We start from the raw sequence: 14598 nt of genomic DNA, 5'->3' as shown, positions 1-14598 counted from the left end.
CGTGTTCGAGTCGGTAGCAGTGCTGCTGGCCGAGCACGAGGATCTGCAGGTTCAGCTCTCTGATCCTGCCGTCCACGCGGATGCGGCCAGGGCCAAGAAGATCAATCGCCGCTACGCGGAACTGTCGCGGATCGTCGCTGCGCACGCGGCCTGGACCCAGAACGTCGACGATCTCGAGGCGGCTCGCGAGCTGGCGAAAGACGACGAGGCGTTCGCCGAAGAGGTTCCCGCTCTCGAGGCGTCGCTGGTCGAGGCCGAGGAGAAGCTCCGTCGCCTTCTGATCCCGCGCGATCCGGACGACGGTCGTGACGTCATCATGGAGATCAAGGGCGGTGAGGGTGGCGCCGAGAGCGCCCTCTTCGCCGCAGATCTCCTGCGGATGTACACGCACTACGCCGAGTCGAAGGGCTGGAAGACCGAGCTCCTCGAACGCGACGAGTCCGACCTCGGGGGCTACAAGAACGTCCAGGTGGCCATCAAGGGCAACTCCAGCGACCCGGCGCAGGGGGTCTGGGCCCACCTCAAGTACGAGGGCGGCGTCCACCGCGTCCAGCGGGTTCCGGCCACGGAGTCGCAGGGGCGCATCCACACCTCGACCACAGGCGTACTCGTGTTCCCCGAGGTCGACGAGCCCGAAGAGGTCGAGATCAACCAGAACGACCTGAAGATCGACGTGTACCGCTCGTCGGGTCCCGGTGGGCAGTCGGTCAACACGACGGACTCCGCCGTCCGGATCACGCACCTTCCGACCGGCATCGTCGTGGCCATGCAGAACGAGAAGTCGCAGCTGCAGAACCGCGAGGCCGGTATGAGGGTGCTCCGCGCGCGAATCCTGGCGCGTCAGGCCGAGGAGCAGGCGGCGGTCGCGTCCGACGCCCGCAAGAGCCAGATCCGCGGCATGGACAGGTCGGAGCGCATCCGAACGTACAACTTCCCGGAGAACCGCATCGCGGATCACCGCACCGGCTACAAGGCGTACAACCTCGACGCGGTGATGGACGGCGCTCTCGAGCCGGTCATCCAGTCGTGCATCACGGCCGACGAAGAGGCGCAGCTGGCCGACATCGGCGACCAGTCCGCGTGAGTCTCGACGTCTCGAGAATGCTCGCCGAAGGGCGCAGGATCCTCGACGCCGCGGGCGTTCCGACTCCCGCGGTCGACGCCGAGCTTCTGCTGGCGCACGTGCTGCGCATCGGCCGCGGCGAGGTCGCGGTGAAGGCCATCACCGGCGGCACCGTGTCCGAAGCGGACGCTTCGTCGTTCCAGGACCTCGTCGTCCGCCGCGCCGGCCGAGAGCCACTGCAGCACCTGACCGGCCTGGCGCCGTTCCGCTCTCTCGAACTGCACGTCGGTCCCGGTGTCTTCGTGCCGCGCCCCGAGACCGAGGGCGTGGCCCAGATCGCCATCGACGCCCTCGCCGCGCGCGCCGAGGCAGAGCCCATCGCCGTCGACCTCGGCACCGGCAGCGGTGCTCTCGCGCTGGCACTGGCCACCGAGGTGCCGCGGTCCCGCGTCTACGCCGTCGAACTCTCGCCGGAGGCGGCCGTCTGGACGAGGCAGAACATCGAATCGACCGGCGCTCGGGTCAGCCTCGTCGAGGGCGACCTCGGTGACGCCCTGCCCGAGCTCGACGGGACGGTGTCCGTCGTGGTCTCGAACCCGCCCTACATTCCCGTCGGCATGGTTCCCCGCGATCCGGAGGTCAGACTGCACGATCCGGCCCTGGCGCTCTACGGGGGAGCCGACGGACTGGACGTCGTACGAAGGCTGTCTCGGCGTGCGCACGCGCTCCTGGTGCCGGGCGGCACGCTCGTCGTCGAGCACGGTGACGAGCAGGGTCGCGCGATTCGCGAGCTGCTGACGGCCGACGGCTGGCGGGGCGCCGCGACGCATCCCGACCTGACCCGCCGCGACCGCGCGACGACAGCGCTGCGCTGAGCCACGAGTCCTCCGGCGGATGCTGGGCGAGCCGTCAGGAGCACCCACGGCGGGGCGCACTACAATCGTTGCGTCATGTCTTCCCTCTACGACTGCGCCGTCGACGCAGAACTCCTCACCGGAATGCGTCTCGCTCGCGCCGCCATCGCGCGCGGCGAACTCGTCGTGGTGCCCACCGACACCGTCTACGGCCTGGCTGCCGATGCGTTCGATCCGGAGGCCGTGCAGCGGCTTCTCGACGCGAAGGGGCGGACGCGGCAGTCGCCGCCGCCGGTCCTCGTCAAAGGCCAGGACACGCTGGCAGCGCTCACCGAGAGCGTTCCCGACCTGGTGCAGCCGCTCCTCGACGAGTTCTGGCCCGGCGGTCTGACCGTCATCCTGCGCGCCCAGGCTTCTCTGGTCTGGGATCTCGGCGAGACCCGGGGCACCGTCGCCCTCCGCCAGCCGAGCAACAAGCTCGTCCTCGAGCTGCTCGAAGAAACCGGGCCGCTCGCGGTCTCGAGCGCCAACCTCACCGGCCAGCCGGCGGCTCTCACGGCCCAGGAGGCCCAGGAGATGCTCGGGGAGTCGGTCGAGATCTATCTCGACGGCGGCGAAGCCGGCAGCGACTACGTCCTGCCTCCCGGCGCCAACACGGGGTCGACGATCGTCGACGCGACCGGCGACGGCGTTCTCCGCATCGTGCGCCACGGTGTGATCTCCGACGACGAGATCCGGCGAGTGGCGGCGGACGGCGTCGTCATATGAGAGCCCGCGATCGAATGAGGCGGGCGCCGTGAGGTATTACCTTCTCGCGGCCGCCATCTCGGCCGTCGTCAGTTTCGCGCTGTCGGTCCTCGCCTGGCGACTCGGCACGAAGTACCGCCTCGCCCCGAAGATCCGCGAGCGAGACGTCCACACCAATCCGACGCCGCGCCTCGGCGGCGTAGCCATGTTCGCGGGCATCGTGATCGCCCTCCTGGCGGCCTGGTTCGTGTTCCCGCTCATCTCGGGCGTCGACTACTTCCGGCTCGTCTTCGCCGAGCCCGGCCACATCCTGGCCATCCTGGGGGCCGCGTTCATCATCGTCGTGATCGGGGTCGTCGACGACCTCTGGGATCTCGACTGGATGACCAAGCTCGCCGGCCAGATCATCGCGGCGGGGCTGCTCGCCTGGCAGGGAGTCCAGCTGGTCTCACTGCCCATCGGCGGCATCACGATCGGCTCGAGCTACATGTCGCTGATCCTGACCGTGTTCGCCGTGGTCCTGGTGATGAACGCCGTGAACTTCATCGACGGTCTCGACGGTCTCGTCGCCGGCGTCACGATCATCGCCAATGGCGTCTTCTTCATCTACAGCTTCATCCTCTCGTCGTCCTCCGGCAGCGAGTTCGAGTACTTCAACCTGGCCGCGCTCATCACGGCCGTCCTCATCGGTGCAGCCGTCGGGTTCCTGCCGTTGAACTGGCATCCGGCGCGACTGTTCATGGGCGACGCCGGGGCGCTCCTCACCGGCCTCCTCATGGCCACGAGCGCCGTCTCGGTGACGGGGGCCATCAACCCCGGTGCGACCGACAAGTCCACCCTGCTCCCGGTGTTCATCCCGATTTTGTTGCCCCTCGCGATCCTGATCGTGCCTCTTCTCGACTTCAGCCTGGCGGTCCTGCGCCGCGTCAGCGCCGGAAAATCGCCGTTCAGCGCCGACCGCAAGCACCTGCACCACCGGCTGCTCGACATGGGGCACTCGCATTTCCACGCCGTCCTGATCTTCTATGGCTGGACCGCCGTCGTCTCCGTCGGCTGCCTGCTGTTCTTCTTCCTGCCCCCGCGCTGGGTGGTGGTCTTCCTCATCGCCGGTCTCGTCGTCTGCGCCGCCATCACCCTGGCACCCCTCAGCCGTCGAAAGCGCGTCGAGATGGCCGTGCAGAACGCCCCCTCGGCCACCGCCGTGACCGCGGGCGTCGAGCAGTACGACCCGCTCGACCAGGCCGGACGCCGCGCCTCGGCGTCCCCGAAGCCCAGCCGCGACGACGAGCGCATCGCTGTCACCGCACTCCGCAACGTCACCGGCCCCGCGCCGGTCCTTCCCGAAACAGTCACGCGCTCCGAAGCCGTGCCCAGTGAGAAGCAGAAGCCTCTCACCGAGACCGAGAGGCGCGCATGAACCCCGCGAACAACCGAATCTTCACCAGGATCCTGCGGCTCGGCAGCCTGCTCGCGCTCGGCATCGCCGTCGTGGGATGCCTCGTGGGGGGTCTGACCGTCGGCGCCACCGGCGTCACCAGCGCCCTGGTGGGCACGGCCCTCGCTCTCGTGTTCACCGGGATGACGGCCGCCAGCATCCTCATCGGCCTGAGGGCCTCCGGCGGAAGCCTCCTCAGCGGAGCCTTCTTCGGCATCGTCCTCGGCGGGTGGCTGCTGAAGTTCATCGTGTTCCTGGTGATCGTGGTCCTCCTCAAAGACCAGCCCTGGGTCAACACGCTCGTGATGTTCCTGAGCATCGTCGTCGGGGTGGTCGGCAGTCTTGTCGTCGACGTCGTGGTCATCACCCGTTCGCGCGTGGGTATCGACGTCGCTCTGCCCGGTGCAGAGCGCGCAAATTCCGACAAATGAGCGCCCTGACGGGCCGGAATGGTTCGTCTGGAGTCAATTCTCTTGATAGGCTGAATGTGTTCGTGTCCCCGGCCTGTCAACTGCCGAAGGGTCGCTTCCCCATAGATCATCGCCGCGTCTCGCGGTGCCGACACAGAGTTGTTGCCGACAGCGTGAGTTGTGGCACCAAGACTGTGACCGTCGCCTCGTGCCCGCGTCCCGAATCAGGAGATAGCGCTGTTAGCTAACGCCATCACCCTGTTGCACCCGCTCGCTGCTGCGAGCGGAAGCAGCGGAGGTTTCCAGGGCCCATCCATCGACGAGTTCTTCCCGTCGGTCCTTCTCTTCGCGGGCACGCCCTTCGAGATCACCCGCATCACGCTCGCGCGTTTCCTCGCGATCGTCCTTCTGATCCTGATCTTCTGGCTCGGAACACGACGCATGAAGCTCGTTCCGGGGCGCTTCCAGAGCGTCGTCGAACTCGGTCTCGGTTTCGTCCGCGGCAACGTCGGTGACGACATCCTCGGCAAGAAAGACGGCCGGCGCTTCCTCCCGATCCTCACCACCGTGTTCTTCATGGTGCTGTTCTTCAACCTGACCGGCGTGATCATCGGCGTCAACATCGCCGGAACCTCCACCATCGGCGTCCCGCTGATCCTGGCCGTCGTCGCGTACGTGTCCTTCATCTACGCGGGTGTCAAGAAGCACCCGGGCACCTTCTTCCGCAATGCGCTCGTGCCTCCCGGGGTGCCGTGGTTCCTCTACATCATCGTCACGCCCATCGAGTTCGTCTCGACGTTCCTCCTTCGGCCGATCACGCTGACCCTGCGACTGCTCATGAACATGATCGTCGGGCACCTGCTGCTCGTGCTGTTCTTCTCGGCCACGTCGTTCTTCTTCTTCGAGTCGGGCAATCTCTTTGCCCTGTTCGGCATCGGCACGGTCGCCTTCGGCTTCGCCTTCACCCTGTTCGAGATCTTCGTCGGTGTTCTTCAGGCCTACGTCTTCTCGCTGCTCACTGCTGTTTACGTCCAGCTCGCGCTGAACGACGAACACTAACAACGGCCTGGGCATCCGCCCGAGCCGCCATCACGGAAGGAAACACACGTGGACGCAACAACCGTTCTCGCTGCAATCAACGGAAACATCGCGACGGTCGGTTACGGCCTCGCGGCGATCGGCCCGGCCATCGGCGTGGGAATCGTGGTCGGCAAGACCATCGAATCCGTCGCCCGCCAGCCCGAGCTCCAGGGTCGCCTCACGGTCCTGATGTACATCGGTATCGCCTTCACCGAGGCGCTGGCGTTCATCGGTATCGCGACTTACTTCATCTTCACCGCCAAGTAAGGCCGACGCATGCTCAGCGCACAAACACTCGTGGTGGCGGCGGGTGAAGCACACAACCCGATCCTCCCCGAGACGCCTGACCTCGTCTGGGGTGGCATCAGCTTCCTCGTCATCCTCTTCCTCTTCTGGCGGGTGGCCCTCCCTCGCATGCAGAAGATGCTCGATGAGCGTGCCGAGGTGATCGAGGGCGGCATCAAGAAGGCCGAGAACGCACAGGCCGAGGCCGCTGCCGCGCTCGAGGAGTACAACAAGCAGCTCGCCGACGCTCGCGCCGAGGCGGCCAAGATTCGCGAGCAGGCGCGCACCGACGCCACTCGCATCGGCAAAGAGGTCACGGCCCAGGCTCAGGCCGACGCCGACCGCATCACGGCTCAGGCCCAGGTGCAGATCGAGGCCGAGCGTCAGAGCGCGCTCGTCTCGCTCCGCAGCGAAGTGGGTTCGCTGGCGATCGACCTCGCGTCGGGTGTCATCGGCGAGAGCCTCACCAACGACAAGAAGGCATCGGCCATCGTCGACCGCTTCCTGTCCGATCTCGAGGCCGACGAACAGTCGAAGGCGGGCAAGTAGCCATGGGATCAATGACCAGAGAGGCACTCGCGACCTCGCGGGGCGTGCTCGCCGACCTGGGCGACGCGGCCGACCTGGCCACGGGGAGCAGCTGCTCAACGCCGGCCGAGTGATCGGCTCGTCGATCAAGCTGCTTGCTTTCCTGGCCGACCCCTCCGAAGACGTGACCGCCAAGAAGGGCTTCGTCGACCGGGTCTTCGCTCCGTTCACCGAACCCGCTCGTGCCCTTCTGACATCGATCGTCGGCAGCCGCTGGTCGAGTCATCGAGAGATGCTCGCCGGGATCGAGGAGGTCGGCATCCGGGTCATCGCCAAGAGCGCTCCGGCCGACCTCTCGATCGAGGGCGAACTCTTCTCCTTCGGTGAGATCGTGTCCTCCGACGCGAACCTCGAGTTGGCTGTCGGCACGAAGCTCAGCGACGGCCCGGCGAAGTCGGCGCTCGTCGAGAAGCTTCTCGCCGGCAAGGCGTCGCAGCAGACGGTCTCGATCGTCTCTCAGCTGGTGCAGCAGCCTCGCGGCCGCCGCATCGGCGAACTCCTCCGCAACGCCAGCGCCATCGTCGCCGATCAGGCGAACGAGCTCGTCGCCGTCGTGACGAGCGCCGGGCCGATCGACACGGCGCAGCTGACCCGCCTGGAGCGCGGTCTCGCCAAGCAGTTCGGTCGTAGTCTCCGGGTGAACCTCGTCATCGATCCGACCATCCTCGGAGGTCTCCGAGTTCAGGTCGGCGACGAAGTCATCGACGGTACCGTGTCCACCAGGCTCGCAGACCTCCGCCTCCAGCTCGCTGGCTGACGAAGAGTCGTTCACAACTCGTGCTCGCCGCACACGCGGGCGCCCCCACTGACTCGAGGTAAGACGCCTCGATACGAATAGGAATCACAATGGCAGACATCAAGATCAGCCCTGATGAGATTCGCAACGCCCTCAAAGACTTCGTCTCGGCGTACGAGCCCTCGCAGACGTCCACGACCGAGGTGGGGCACGTCATCGACGCCGCCGACGGCATCGCTCACGTCGAGGGTCTCCCCGGCGTCATGGCCAACGAGCTCATCCGCTTCGCCGACGGCACCCTGGGCCTCGCCCAGAACCTCGACGAAGACGAGATCGGTGTCATCGTCCTCGGTGAGTTCTCCGGCATCGACGAGGGCCTCGAGGTCACTCGCACCGGCGAGGTCCTCTCGGTTCCCGTCGGCGACGGCTACCTGGGTCGCGTGGTGGACCCGCTGGGAAACCCGATCGACGGCCTCGGCGAGGTCGCCTCGAGCGGACGCCGTGCTCTCGAGCTCCAGGCCCCCGGCGTCATGCAGCGGAAGTCGGTCCACGAGCCGATGCAGACCGGCATCAAGGCGATCGACGCCATGATCCCCGTCGGCCGCGGACAGCGTCAGCTCATCATCGGCGACCGCCAGACCGGCAAGACGGCCATCGCGATCGACACGATCATCAACCAGAAGGCCAACTGGGAGTCGGGCGACACCAACAAGCAGGTGCGCTGCATCTACGTGGCCATCGGTCAGAAGGGCTCGACCATCGCCTCGGTGAAGGGTGCCCTCGAAGACGCCGGCGCCATGGAGTACACGACCATCGTCGCGTCCCCGGCATCCGACCCCGCCGGCTTCAAGTACCTCGCTCCTTACACCGGCTCGGCCATCGGCCAGCACTGGATGTACGAGGGCAAGCACGTCCTCATCATCTTCGACGACCTCTCGAAGCAGGCCGAGGCCTACCGCGCCGTGTCGCTGCTGCTTCGCCGCCCGCCGGGCCGCGAGGCCTACCCGGGTGACGTGTTCTACCTGCACTCGCGGCTGCTCGAGCGTTGCGCGAAGCTCTCCGACGAGCTGGGTGCCGGTTCGATGACGGGGCTCCCGATCATCGAGACCAAGGCCAACGACGTCTCGGCGTACATCCCGACCAATGTGATCTCGATCACCGACGGCCAGATCTTCCTCCAGTCCGATCTCTTCAACGCCAACCAGCGTCCCGCGGTCGACGTCGGAATCTCGGTCTCGCGAGTCGGCGGCGACGCTCAGGTCAAGTCGATCAAGAAGGTCTCCGGCACGCTCAAGCTCGAGCTCGCCCAGTACCGCTCGCTCGAAGCCTTCGCGATGTTCGCGTCCGACCTCGACCAGGCCAGCCGCCGCCAGCTCGCTCGCGGCGCTCGACTGACCGAACTGCTCAAGCAGCCTCAGTACTCGCCGTACCCCGTCGAAGACCAGGTCGTCTCGATCTGGGCGGGCACGAACGGCAAGCTCGACGAGGTTCCGGTTCCCGACATCCTGCGCTTCGAACGCGAGCTGCTCGACTACCTCGGTCGCAACGGCGAGGTCCTGTCGAAGCTCCGCGAGACGAACGTGCTGGGTGACGACATCGTGGCCGAGCTCGACTCCTCGATCGACGAGTTCAAGAAGGAGTTCCAGACGGGCGAGGGCAAGCCGCTGGCTTCCGTCGGTCGCGAGGAGTTCACGGCCACCGACGCCGAAGACGTCAACCAGGAGAAGATCGTCAAGTCGGCTCGCTAGCCGCCTGACCGTTCTTCGCCCGCACAGACAACCACAGGAGACACATGGGAGCGCAACTTCGGGTCTACCGACAGCGCATTCGCTCTGCCCAGACGACCAAGAAGGTCACCCGGGCCATGGAGCTCATCTCGGCTTCGCGCATTCAGAAGGCGCAGGCCAGGATGACCGCGTCCGGTCCGTATTCACGGGCCGTGACGCGGGCCGTCTCGGCGGTCGCCACGTTCTCGAACGTCGACCACGTCCTCACGACCGAGCCCGAGTCGATCGACCGCGCGGCGATCGTCCTCTTCACGTCCGACCGGGGCCTCAACGGCGCCTTCTCGTCGAACGTCTTGAAGCAGGGCGAAGAGCTGGCCACGCTGTTGCGCAGCCAGGGCAAAGAGGTCGTGTACTACCTCGTCGGTCGGAAGGCTGCGAGCTACTTCACCTTCCGTCAGCGCGAGTCCGAGCAGATCTGGACCGGTAATACCGACCAGCCCGAGTTCGACACGGCCAAAGAGATCGGCGATGCAGTCGTCTCGAAGTTCCTCGCCGACTCGAAAGAGGGCGGTGTCGACGAGATCCACGTCGTCTACAACCGCTTCGTCAGCATGGTCACGCAGGTGCCCGAGGTGGTGCGACTGCTTCCTCGAAGTCGTCGAGGGTGTCGACGAGCCAGAAGAGAACGCGATCCTGCCTCTCTACGAATTCGAGCCCGAGGCCGAAGACGTGCTCGACGCGCTTCTGCCGGTCTACATCGAGAGTCGTCTGTTCAACGCGATGCTGCAGTCCGCGGCGTCCGAGCACGCTGCTCGCCAGAAGGCCATGAAGTCGGCCAGCGACAACGCCGACACCCTGATCAAGGACTACACGCGACTGGCGAACAACGCTCGCCAGAGCGAGATCACTCAGCAGATTTCCGAGATCGTGGGCGGCGCAGACGCCCTCAGCTCGCCCAAGAAGTAAGCACAAAGAGAGAGAAGCCAATGACTGACACCGCTACCGCGCCAGTCGCTGTGGAGCCGGCACCCGGCGTCGGGCGCATTGCTCGCGTCACGGGCCCCGTGGTCGACATCGAGTTCCCGCACGATGCAATCCCCGGCGTCTACAACGCACTCAAGACGACGATCCACATCGGCGACCAGGTCGTCGACCTCGTTCTCGAGGTCGCCCAGCACCTCGGCGACGACCTCGTTCGCGCCATCGCCCTGAAGCCGACCGACGGCCTCGTCCGCGGCCAGGAGGTCACCGACACCGGCGCACCCATCTCGGTGCCCGTCGGCGACGTCACCAAGGGCAAGGTCTTCAACGTCACGGGCGACATCCTCAACGGCACGCCCGGTGAGAAGGTGGAGATCACCGAGCGCTGGCCGATCCACCGCCAGCCGCCGGCGTTCGACCAGCTCGAGTCGAAGACGCAGCTCTTCGAGACCGGCATCAAGGTCATCGACCTCCTCACCCCGTACGTCCAGGGTGGCAAGATCGGCCTGTTCGGGGGTGCGGGCGTCGGCAAGACCGTCCTCATCCAGGAGATGATCCAGCGCGTCGCTCAGGATCACGGCGGTGTGTCCGTGTTCGCCGGTGTCGGTGAGCGCACCCGCGAAGGAAACGACCTCATCATGGAAATGGAAGAGGCGGGCGTCTTCGACAAGACCGCCCTCGTCTTCGGCCAGATGGACGAGCCGCCGGGGACCCGTCTCCGCGTGGCCCTGTCGGCGCTGACGATGGCGGAGTACTTCCGCGACGTCGCGAAGCAGGACGTCCTGCTCTTCATCGACAACATCTTCCGTTTCACGCAGGCCGGCTCCGAGGTCTCTACGCTGCTCGGACGCATGCCGTCCGCGGTGGGCTACCAGCCGAACCTCGCCGACGAGATGGGTGTCCTCCAGGAGCGCATCACGTCGACCCGCGGCCACTCGATCACGTCCCTGCAGGCCATCTACGTGCCTGCCGACGACTACACCGACCCGGCCCCCGCGACGACGTTCGCGCACCTCGACGCCACCACCGAGCTCTCGCGTGAGATCGCCTCGCAGGGTCTCTACCCCGCAGTCGACCCGCTGACGTCGACCAGCCGTATCCTCGACCCGCGCTACCTGGGCGAGGACCACTACAACACGGCGATCCGCGTCAAGGCGATCCTGCAGAAGAACAAGGAGCTTCAGGAGATCATCGCGATCCTCGGTGTCGACGAGCTCTCCGAAGAAGACAAGATCACCGTCTCGCGTGCTCGTCGCATCCAGCAGTTCCTGTCGCAGAACACCTACATGGCGAAGAAGTTCACCGGTGTCGAGGGCTCGACCGTGCCGCTGAAAGACACCATCGAGTCGTTCACCGCGATCGCCGACGGCGAGTTCGACCACGTCGCCACGCAGGCGTTCTTCAACGTCGGCTCCATCTCCGACGTCGAAGAGAAGTGGGCTCAGATCCAGAAGGAGAACGGCTGATCATGGCCGATCTCACTGTCAACGTCGTCTCGGCCGACAAGCAGGTCTGGTCGGGCGAGGCGGCGCAGGTCACGGCTCGCACCACCGAGGGCGAGATCGGAATCCTGCCGGGTCACGAGCCTGTGCTGGCGATCCTCGCTTCCGGTCAGGTTCGCGTGCGCCAGAGCAACGGAAGCGTCGTCGAGGCCACGGCCGAAGACGGCTTCCTGTCGGTCGAGAACGACACGGTCACGATCGTGTCGCGGAACGCTGCCCTGGCCTGACACCCAGCATCACGTAAGGCGGGTTCGCTCCACGGAATGTCGTGGTGCGAACCCGCCTTTCGTGTTGCCCTCCTCAGAGAGACTCCCTCCATGATCTTCTTGCTGCCCCCGTCGGAGACGAAACGCGACGGCGGCGCCTCGGAGTCGACGCTCGACTTCGGCGCGTTGTCGTTCGCCTCGCTCGACCGGCCTCGCCGGTCGGCCGCCGCTGCTCTTGTGCGCCTGAGCCGCGATGTCGACGCGTCGATGACCGCGCTCAAGATCGGCCCGAGGCTGCGCGACGAGGTGAGCCGCAACCGTCTGCTGAAGCGATCGCCGACACTGCCGGCCCTCGAGAGGTACACGGGCGTCGCCTTCGACCCGATCGGAGCGTCGCACCTCGACGCGGAGGCGACCTCCTGGGCGGCGTCGCACGTGGCGATCCACTCGGCGCTGTTCGGACTCCTGGGCGCGACGGATCGCATTCCCGCGTACAGGTTGTCGCACGACTCGCGGCTTCCGGGCGTATCGCTGAAGGCGCTGTGGGCGACCCCGATCCGGCGGGCCCTTGCGTCGCTCGCTGCGCCCGTCGTCGACCTCCGGAGCGAGGCGTACGCCGAACTCGGTCCGGCTCCTCGCGACTCGGTCTACGTGCGTGTCGTCACGGACGACGGAGATCGCCGCCGCGCGCTCAACCACTTCAACAAGAAGACGAAGGGCACGCTGGTCGCCCGACTGCTCGCTGATCGCCCCGACCTCTCCAGCGTCGACGACTTCGTCGTCTGGGCTCGGGAACAGGGCATCGTCGTCGAACCGTCCGTGGGTGAACTGGTCGTCGTGTCGGAGAGCGTCCTGCGCGACTAGCCTCGTCGTTCTGCTCGGCCGTCGATCCACTTCCTCGTCGCCAATCAATGCGCGCACCTGGAGGGACATCGAGCGAAGGGACCGGCGCACCCGCGGGGGCCTCACTCCACGAAGTCGATCCCCTCGTGCTCGAGGAGCCAGCGCTTGGTCTCGACACCCCGCCCCGGGCTGTAGCCGGTGATCCTCCTTCCGGCGCCGAGCACGCGGTGGCACGGCACCAGCAGGGCTATCCGGTTGGCGCGGATGGCGCCGCCGACCGCTCGGGCTCCCGTCGGTCGGTCGGCGAGTACGGCGAGTTCGCCGTAGCTCGTGGCTGTTCCCCACGGGACGTCGCGCAAGCGCTCCCAGATCTCGTCCTGGAACGGTGTGCCGAGCTGCTCGAGCGGCAGATCGAACGTTCGGCGCCGACCGGCGAAGTAGGCGTCGAGTTGCCGTCGAGCCTCGTCGTGGACGGGCGTCGGCGCCTCATCGAGGTCGTCGCACGGCAGGTGGCCGTCGCTCTCGATGTCGAGTCTCACGATGGAGTCGAAGCGCGTCCGGATCTCGATCCGGCCGAGGGGCGACTCGTAGTGCGAGACGGCCGCCGGAAAGAGCGTCGGCCGTCGATCCGCTTCGTCGGTCTGGGCGATGAGGGGAGCGATGGTGGAGGTCATGGTTCGACGGTAGGGAGCTGCTCGCGGCCGGTCGGGCGGGAGGACCGGATCCGTGGAGAACTCGCCGTCGACATCGGCCTGGGGAGGACAGGTCGCGGGCGAGGTGTTGATAGCGTGTGCTCAGCCATCGACGGGTGATGGGCGCGAGGGAGGAATCGGAGTGGCCGGGCTTTCACAGCGCTTCCACCGAGTCGGTATCGGCACGAGTATCCTGAGCCTCGAGGTGCCTCTCGTGATCGGCCGCCGACCGTCCGCACCCCGCGTCGTCGTCGGCCCTCCGCCGAGGCTCACGGTCGTGGCCTCGCCCCGCGCCGAGGTGTCCGCGACGCACGTCGAGATCCGGCAGGAGGGCAGCGCCGTCGTCGTGACGGATCTGCGCTCGACGAACGGGACGCGGGTGATCATTCCCGGCAGGCAACCTGTGGCTCTTCGGCAAGGCGACTCGATCGTCGTGCTCGCTGGCACGATAGTTGACATAGGTGACGGGAACCGTCTCGAGATCCTGCCCCTTACGCGCATCATTCCCCAGGAAGAACCCATCCCGTGACACAGATCGGCCGCCCGACGACCGCGCACACCATCACCCTCGGCGACGGGTCCGTCGTCACCCTCGACTGGGCGGGCGTCACCGACGTCGGTCTCCGTCGCGCCCACAACGAAGACAGCTTCGTCGCTCGGTCGCCGCTCTTCGTCGTCGCCGACGGCATGGGCGGTCACAGCGCCGGCGATGTCGCCAGCGACGCCGTCGTCACACGGCTCGACGAAGCCGCGACGGGGGAGTTCTTCGACACGGACGGCCTGGAAGAGGCCCTTCGAGCCGCGACCGACGACATCGAGGTCGCCGCGGTCGGCACCGAGCTCGGTGTCGGAACCACCGTGACCGGCGCGATCCTCACCAAAGACGGCGAGACGCCCTACTTCACGATCTTCAACGTGGGCGACTCGCGGGTCTACATGCTCGACTCGGGCGTGCTGCGCCAGGTGACCGTCGATCACTCCGTGGTCCAGGAGATGGTCCAGGCGGGCATGCTGCACCCGGACGACGCCGAGAGCCACCCCGACAGCAACGTGATCACGAAAGCCATCGGATTCGGTGCTGACCCCAGCCCCGACTACTGGCGTGTGCCGGCCCGGCCCGGGCTCCGGCTCCTGGTCTGCTCCGACGGCCTCACCAAGGAGGTGAACGCGCGGGCGATCGCCACTCTGCTCGGCGCGAATCCCGGTACACAGGCCGCAGCGACGGCCCTCGTGACGGCCGCCGTCGCGGCGGGCGGACGCGACAACGTGACCGCCGTCGTGGTCGACGTGCGCGGCGAAGTCGAGCACGGAGACGTCGAAGCGACCGTTCCGACGGGCCAGACGCCGCGCGAATAGGCTCCGACGCCCCCGAAATGGGGTACTCCGAGTTGTCCCCAGTTCGGCTCTCGCGGCCCTCGGGCGATGGGGGTGTCCGCTTACAATGACAGC

At 66.7% G+C, this 14598-nt stretch carries 15 protein-coding genes and 2 pseudogenes; 16 read left to right on the top strand and 1 reads right to left on the bottom strand.

What is annotated here, in order from left to right:
• The first annotated feature begins 1 nt into the window (after nt 1).
• The 14 genes and pseudogenes from prfA to QUE79_RS15715 all read left to right on the top strand — a co-directional run bounded on the left by prfA (nt 2) and on the right by QUE79_RS15715 (nt 12478).
• Complete coding sequence (gene prfA, locus QUE79_RS15780; RefSeq protein WP_286343905.1) at nt 2-1084, top strand: peptide chain release factor 1; 1083 nt, start codon at nt 2-4, stop codon at nt 1082-1084.
• A gap of 17 nt (nt 1085-1101) precedes the next feature.
• Entirely contained in the window at nt 1102-1938 is an 837-nt protein-coding gene (prmC, locus tag QUE79_RS15775; RefSeq protein WP_286346748.1) for a peptide chain release factor N(5)-glutamine methyltransferase, read from the top strand.
• A gap of 75 nt (nt 1939-2013) precedes the next feature.
• Entirely contained in the window at nt 2014-2685 is a 672-nt protein-coding gene (locus tag QUE79_RS15770) for an L-threonylcarbamoyladenylate synthase (protein WP_286343904.1), read from the top strand.
• Between the two features lie 28 nt (nt 2686-2713).
• Nucleotides 2714-4081 carry an MraY family glycosyltransferase gene (locus tag QUE79_RS15765; protein ID WP_286343903.1) on the top strand — a complete coding sequence of 456 codons (1368 nt, stop codon included), beginning with the start codon at nt 2714-2716 and terminating at the stop codon, nt 4079-4081.
• Nucleotides 4078-4530 carry a Cg1360 family ATP-synthase-associated protein gene (locus QUE79_RS15760; protein ID WP_286343902.1) on the top strand — a complete coding sequence of 151 codons (453 nt, stop codon included), beginning with the start codon at nt 4078-4080 and terminating at the stop codon, nt 4528-4530. The genes QUE79_RS15765 and QUE79_RS15760 overlap by 4 nt, the downstream gene beginning before the upstream one ends.
• 240 nt (nt 4531-4770) lie before the next feature.
• Nucleotides 4771-5568, top strand: coding sequence for a F0F1 ATP synthase subunit A (gene atpB / locus QUE79_RS15755; RefSeq protein WP_434011011.1), 798 nt, complete (start codon nt 4771-4773; stop codon nt 5566-5568).
• Nucleotides 5569-5616: 48 nt separating this feature from the next.
• Entirely contained in the window at nt 5617-5856 is a 240-nt protein-coding gene (gene atpE, locus QUE79_RS15750; protein ID WP_286343901.1) for an ATP synthase F0 subunit C, read from the top strand.
• A gap of 9 nt (nt 5857-5865) precedes the next feature.
• The gene (locus QUE79_RS15745; RefSeq protein ID WP_286343900.1) at nt 5866-6423 is read left to right on the top strand and encodes a F0F1 ATP synthase subunit B; all 558 of its coding nucleotides are present in this window, start codon (nt 5866-5868) and stop codon (nt 6421-6423) included.
• A 2-nt stretch (nt 6424-6425) separates the two neighbouring features.
• A pseudogene (locus QUE79_RS15740) lies at nt 6426-7219 on the top strand (F0F1 ATP synthase subunit delta).
• Nucleotides 7220-7308: 89 nt separating this feature from the next.
• Entirely contained in the window at nt 7309-8946 is a 1638-nt protein-coding gene (gene atpA, locus QUE79_RS15735) for a F0F1 ATP synthase subunit alpha (protein WP_286343898.1), read from the top strand.
• A gap of 44 nt (nt 8947-8990) precedes the next feature.
• Nucleotides 8991-9891: pseudogene (locus QUE79_RS15730) on the top strand (F0F1 ATP synthase subunit gamma).
• A gap of 20 nt (nt 9892-9911) precedes the next feature.
• Nucleotides 9912-11372: a F0F1 ATP synthase subunit beta gene (gene atpD, locus QUE79_RS15725; protein WP_286343897.1), complete on the top strand. Its 1461-nt coding sequence runs from the start codon at nt 9912-9914 to the stop codon at nt 11370-11372.
• Nucleotides 11373-11374: 2 nt separating this feature from the next.
• A complete protein-coding gene (locus tag QUE79_RS15720) occupies nt 11375-11635 on the top strand; it encodes a F0F1 ATP synthase subunit epsilon (protein ID WP_286343896.1) in 261 nt (86 codons plus the stop codon).
• A 90-nt stretch (nt 11636-11725) separates the two neighbouring features.
• Nucleotides 11726-12478, top strand: a complete 753-nt coding sequence (locus tag QUE79_RS15715) for a YaaA family protein (protein WP_286343895.1) — start codon at nt 11726-11728, stop codon at nt 12476-12478.
• Between the two features lie 101 nt (nt 12479-12579).
• On the opposite strand, the gene QUE79_RS15710 is transcribed toward QUE79_RS15715, so the two are convergent.
• A complete protein-coding gene (locus QUE79_RS15710; RefSeq protein ID WP_286343894.1) occupies nt 12580-13131 on the bottom strand; it encodes a methylated-DNA--[protein]-cysteine S-methyltransferase in 552 nt (183 codons plus the stop codon).
• Nucleotides 13132-13291: 160 nt separating this feature from the next.
• Here QUE79_RS15710 and QUE79_RS15705 point away from each other — a divergent pair, with 160 nt between their 5' ends.
• Both QUE79_RS15705 and QUE79_RS15700 read left to right on the top strand, forming a co-directional pair.
• Nucleotides 13292-13678 (top strand): FHA domain-containing protein, encoded by a 387-nt coding sequence (locus tag QUE79_RS15705; protein ID WP_286343893.1) that lies wholly within the window; start codon nt 13292-13294, stop codon nt 13676-13678.
• Complete coding sequence (locus QUE79_RS15700) at nt 13675-14505, top strand: PP2C family protein-serine/threonine phosphatase (protein WP_286343892.1); 831 nt, start codon at nt 13675-13677, stop codon at nt 14503-14505. Before QUE79_RS15705 ends, QUE79_RS15700 begins: the two co-directional genes overlap by 4 nt.
• Nucleotides 14506-14598: the final 93 nt, after the last annotated feature.

The sequence above is a fragment of the Frondihabitans sucicola genome (assembly GCF_030296615.1).
Taxonomy (GTDB): Bacteria; Actinomycetota; Actinomycetes; order Actinomycetales; family Microbacteriaceae; genus Frondihabitans; species Frondihabitans sucicola.
The sequence above is the reverse complement of the archived record's forward strand: the minus strand, read 5'-3'. Positions and strand labels throughout refer to the sequence as shown.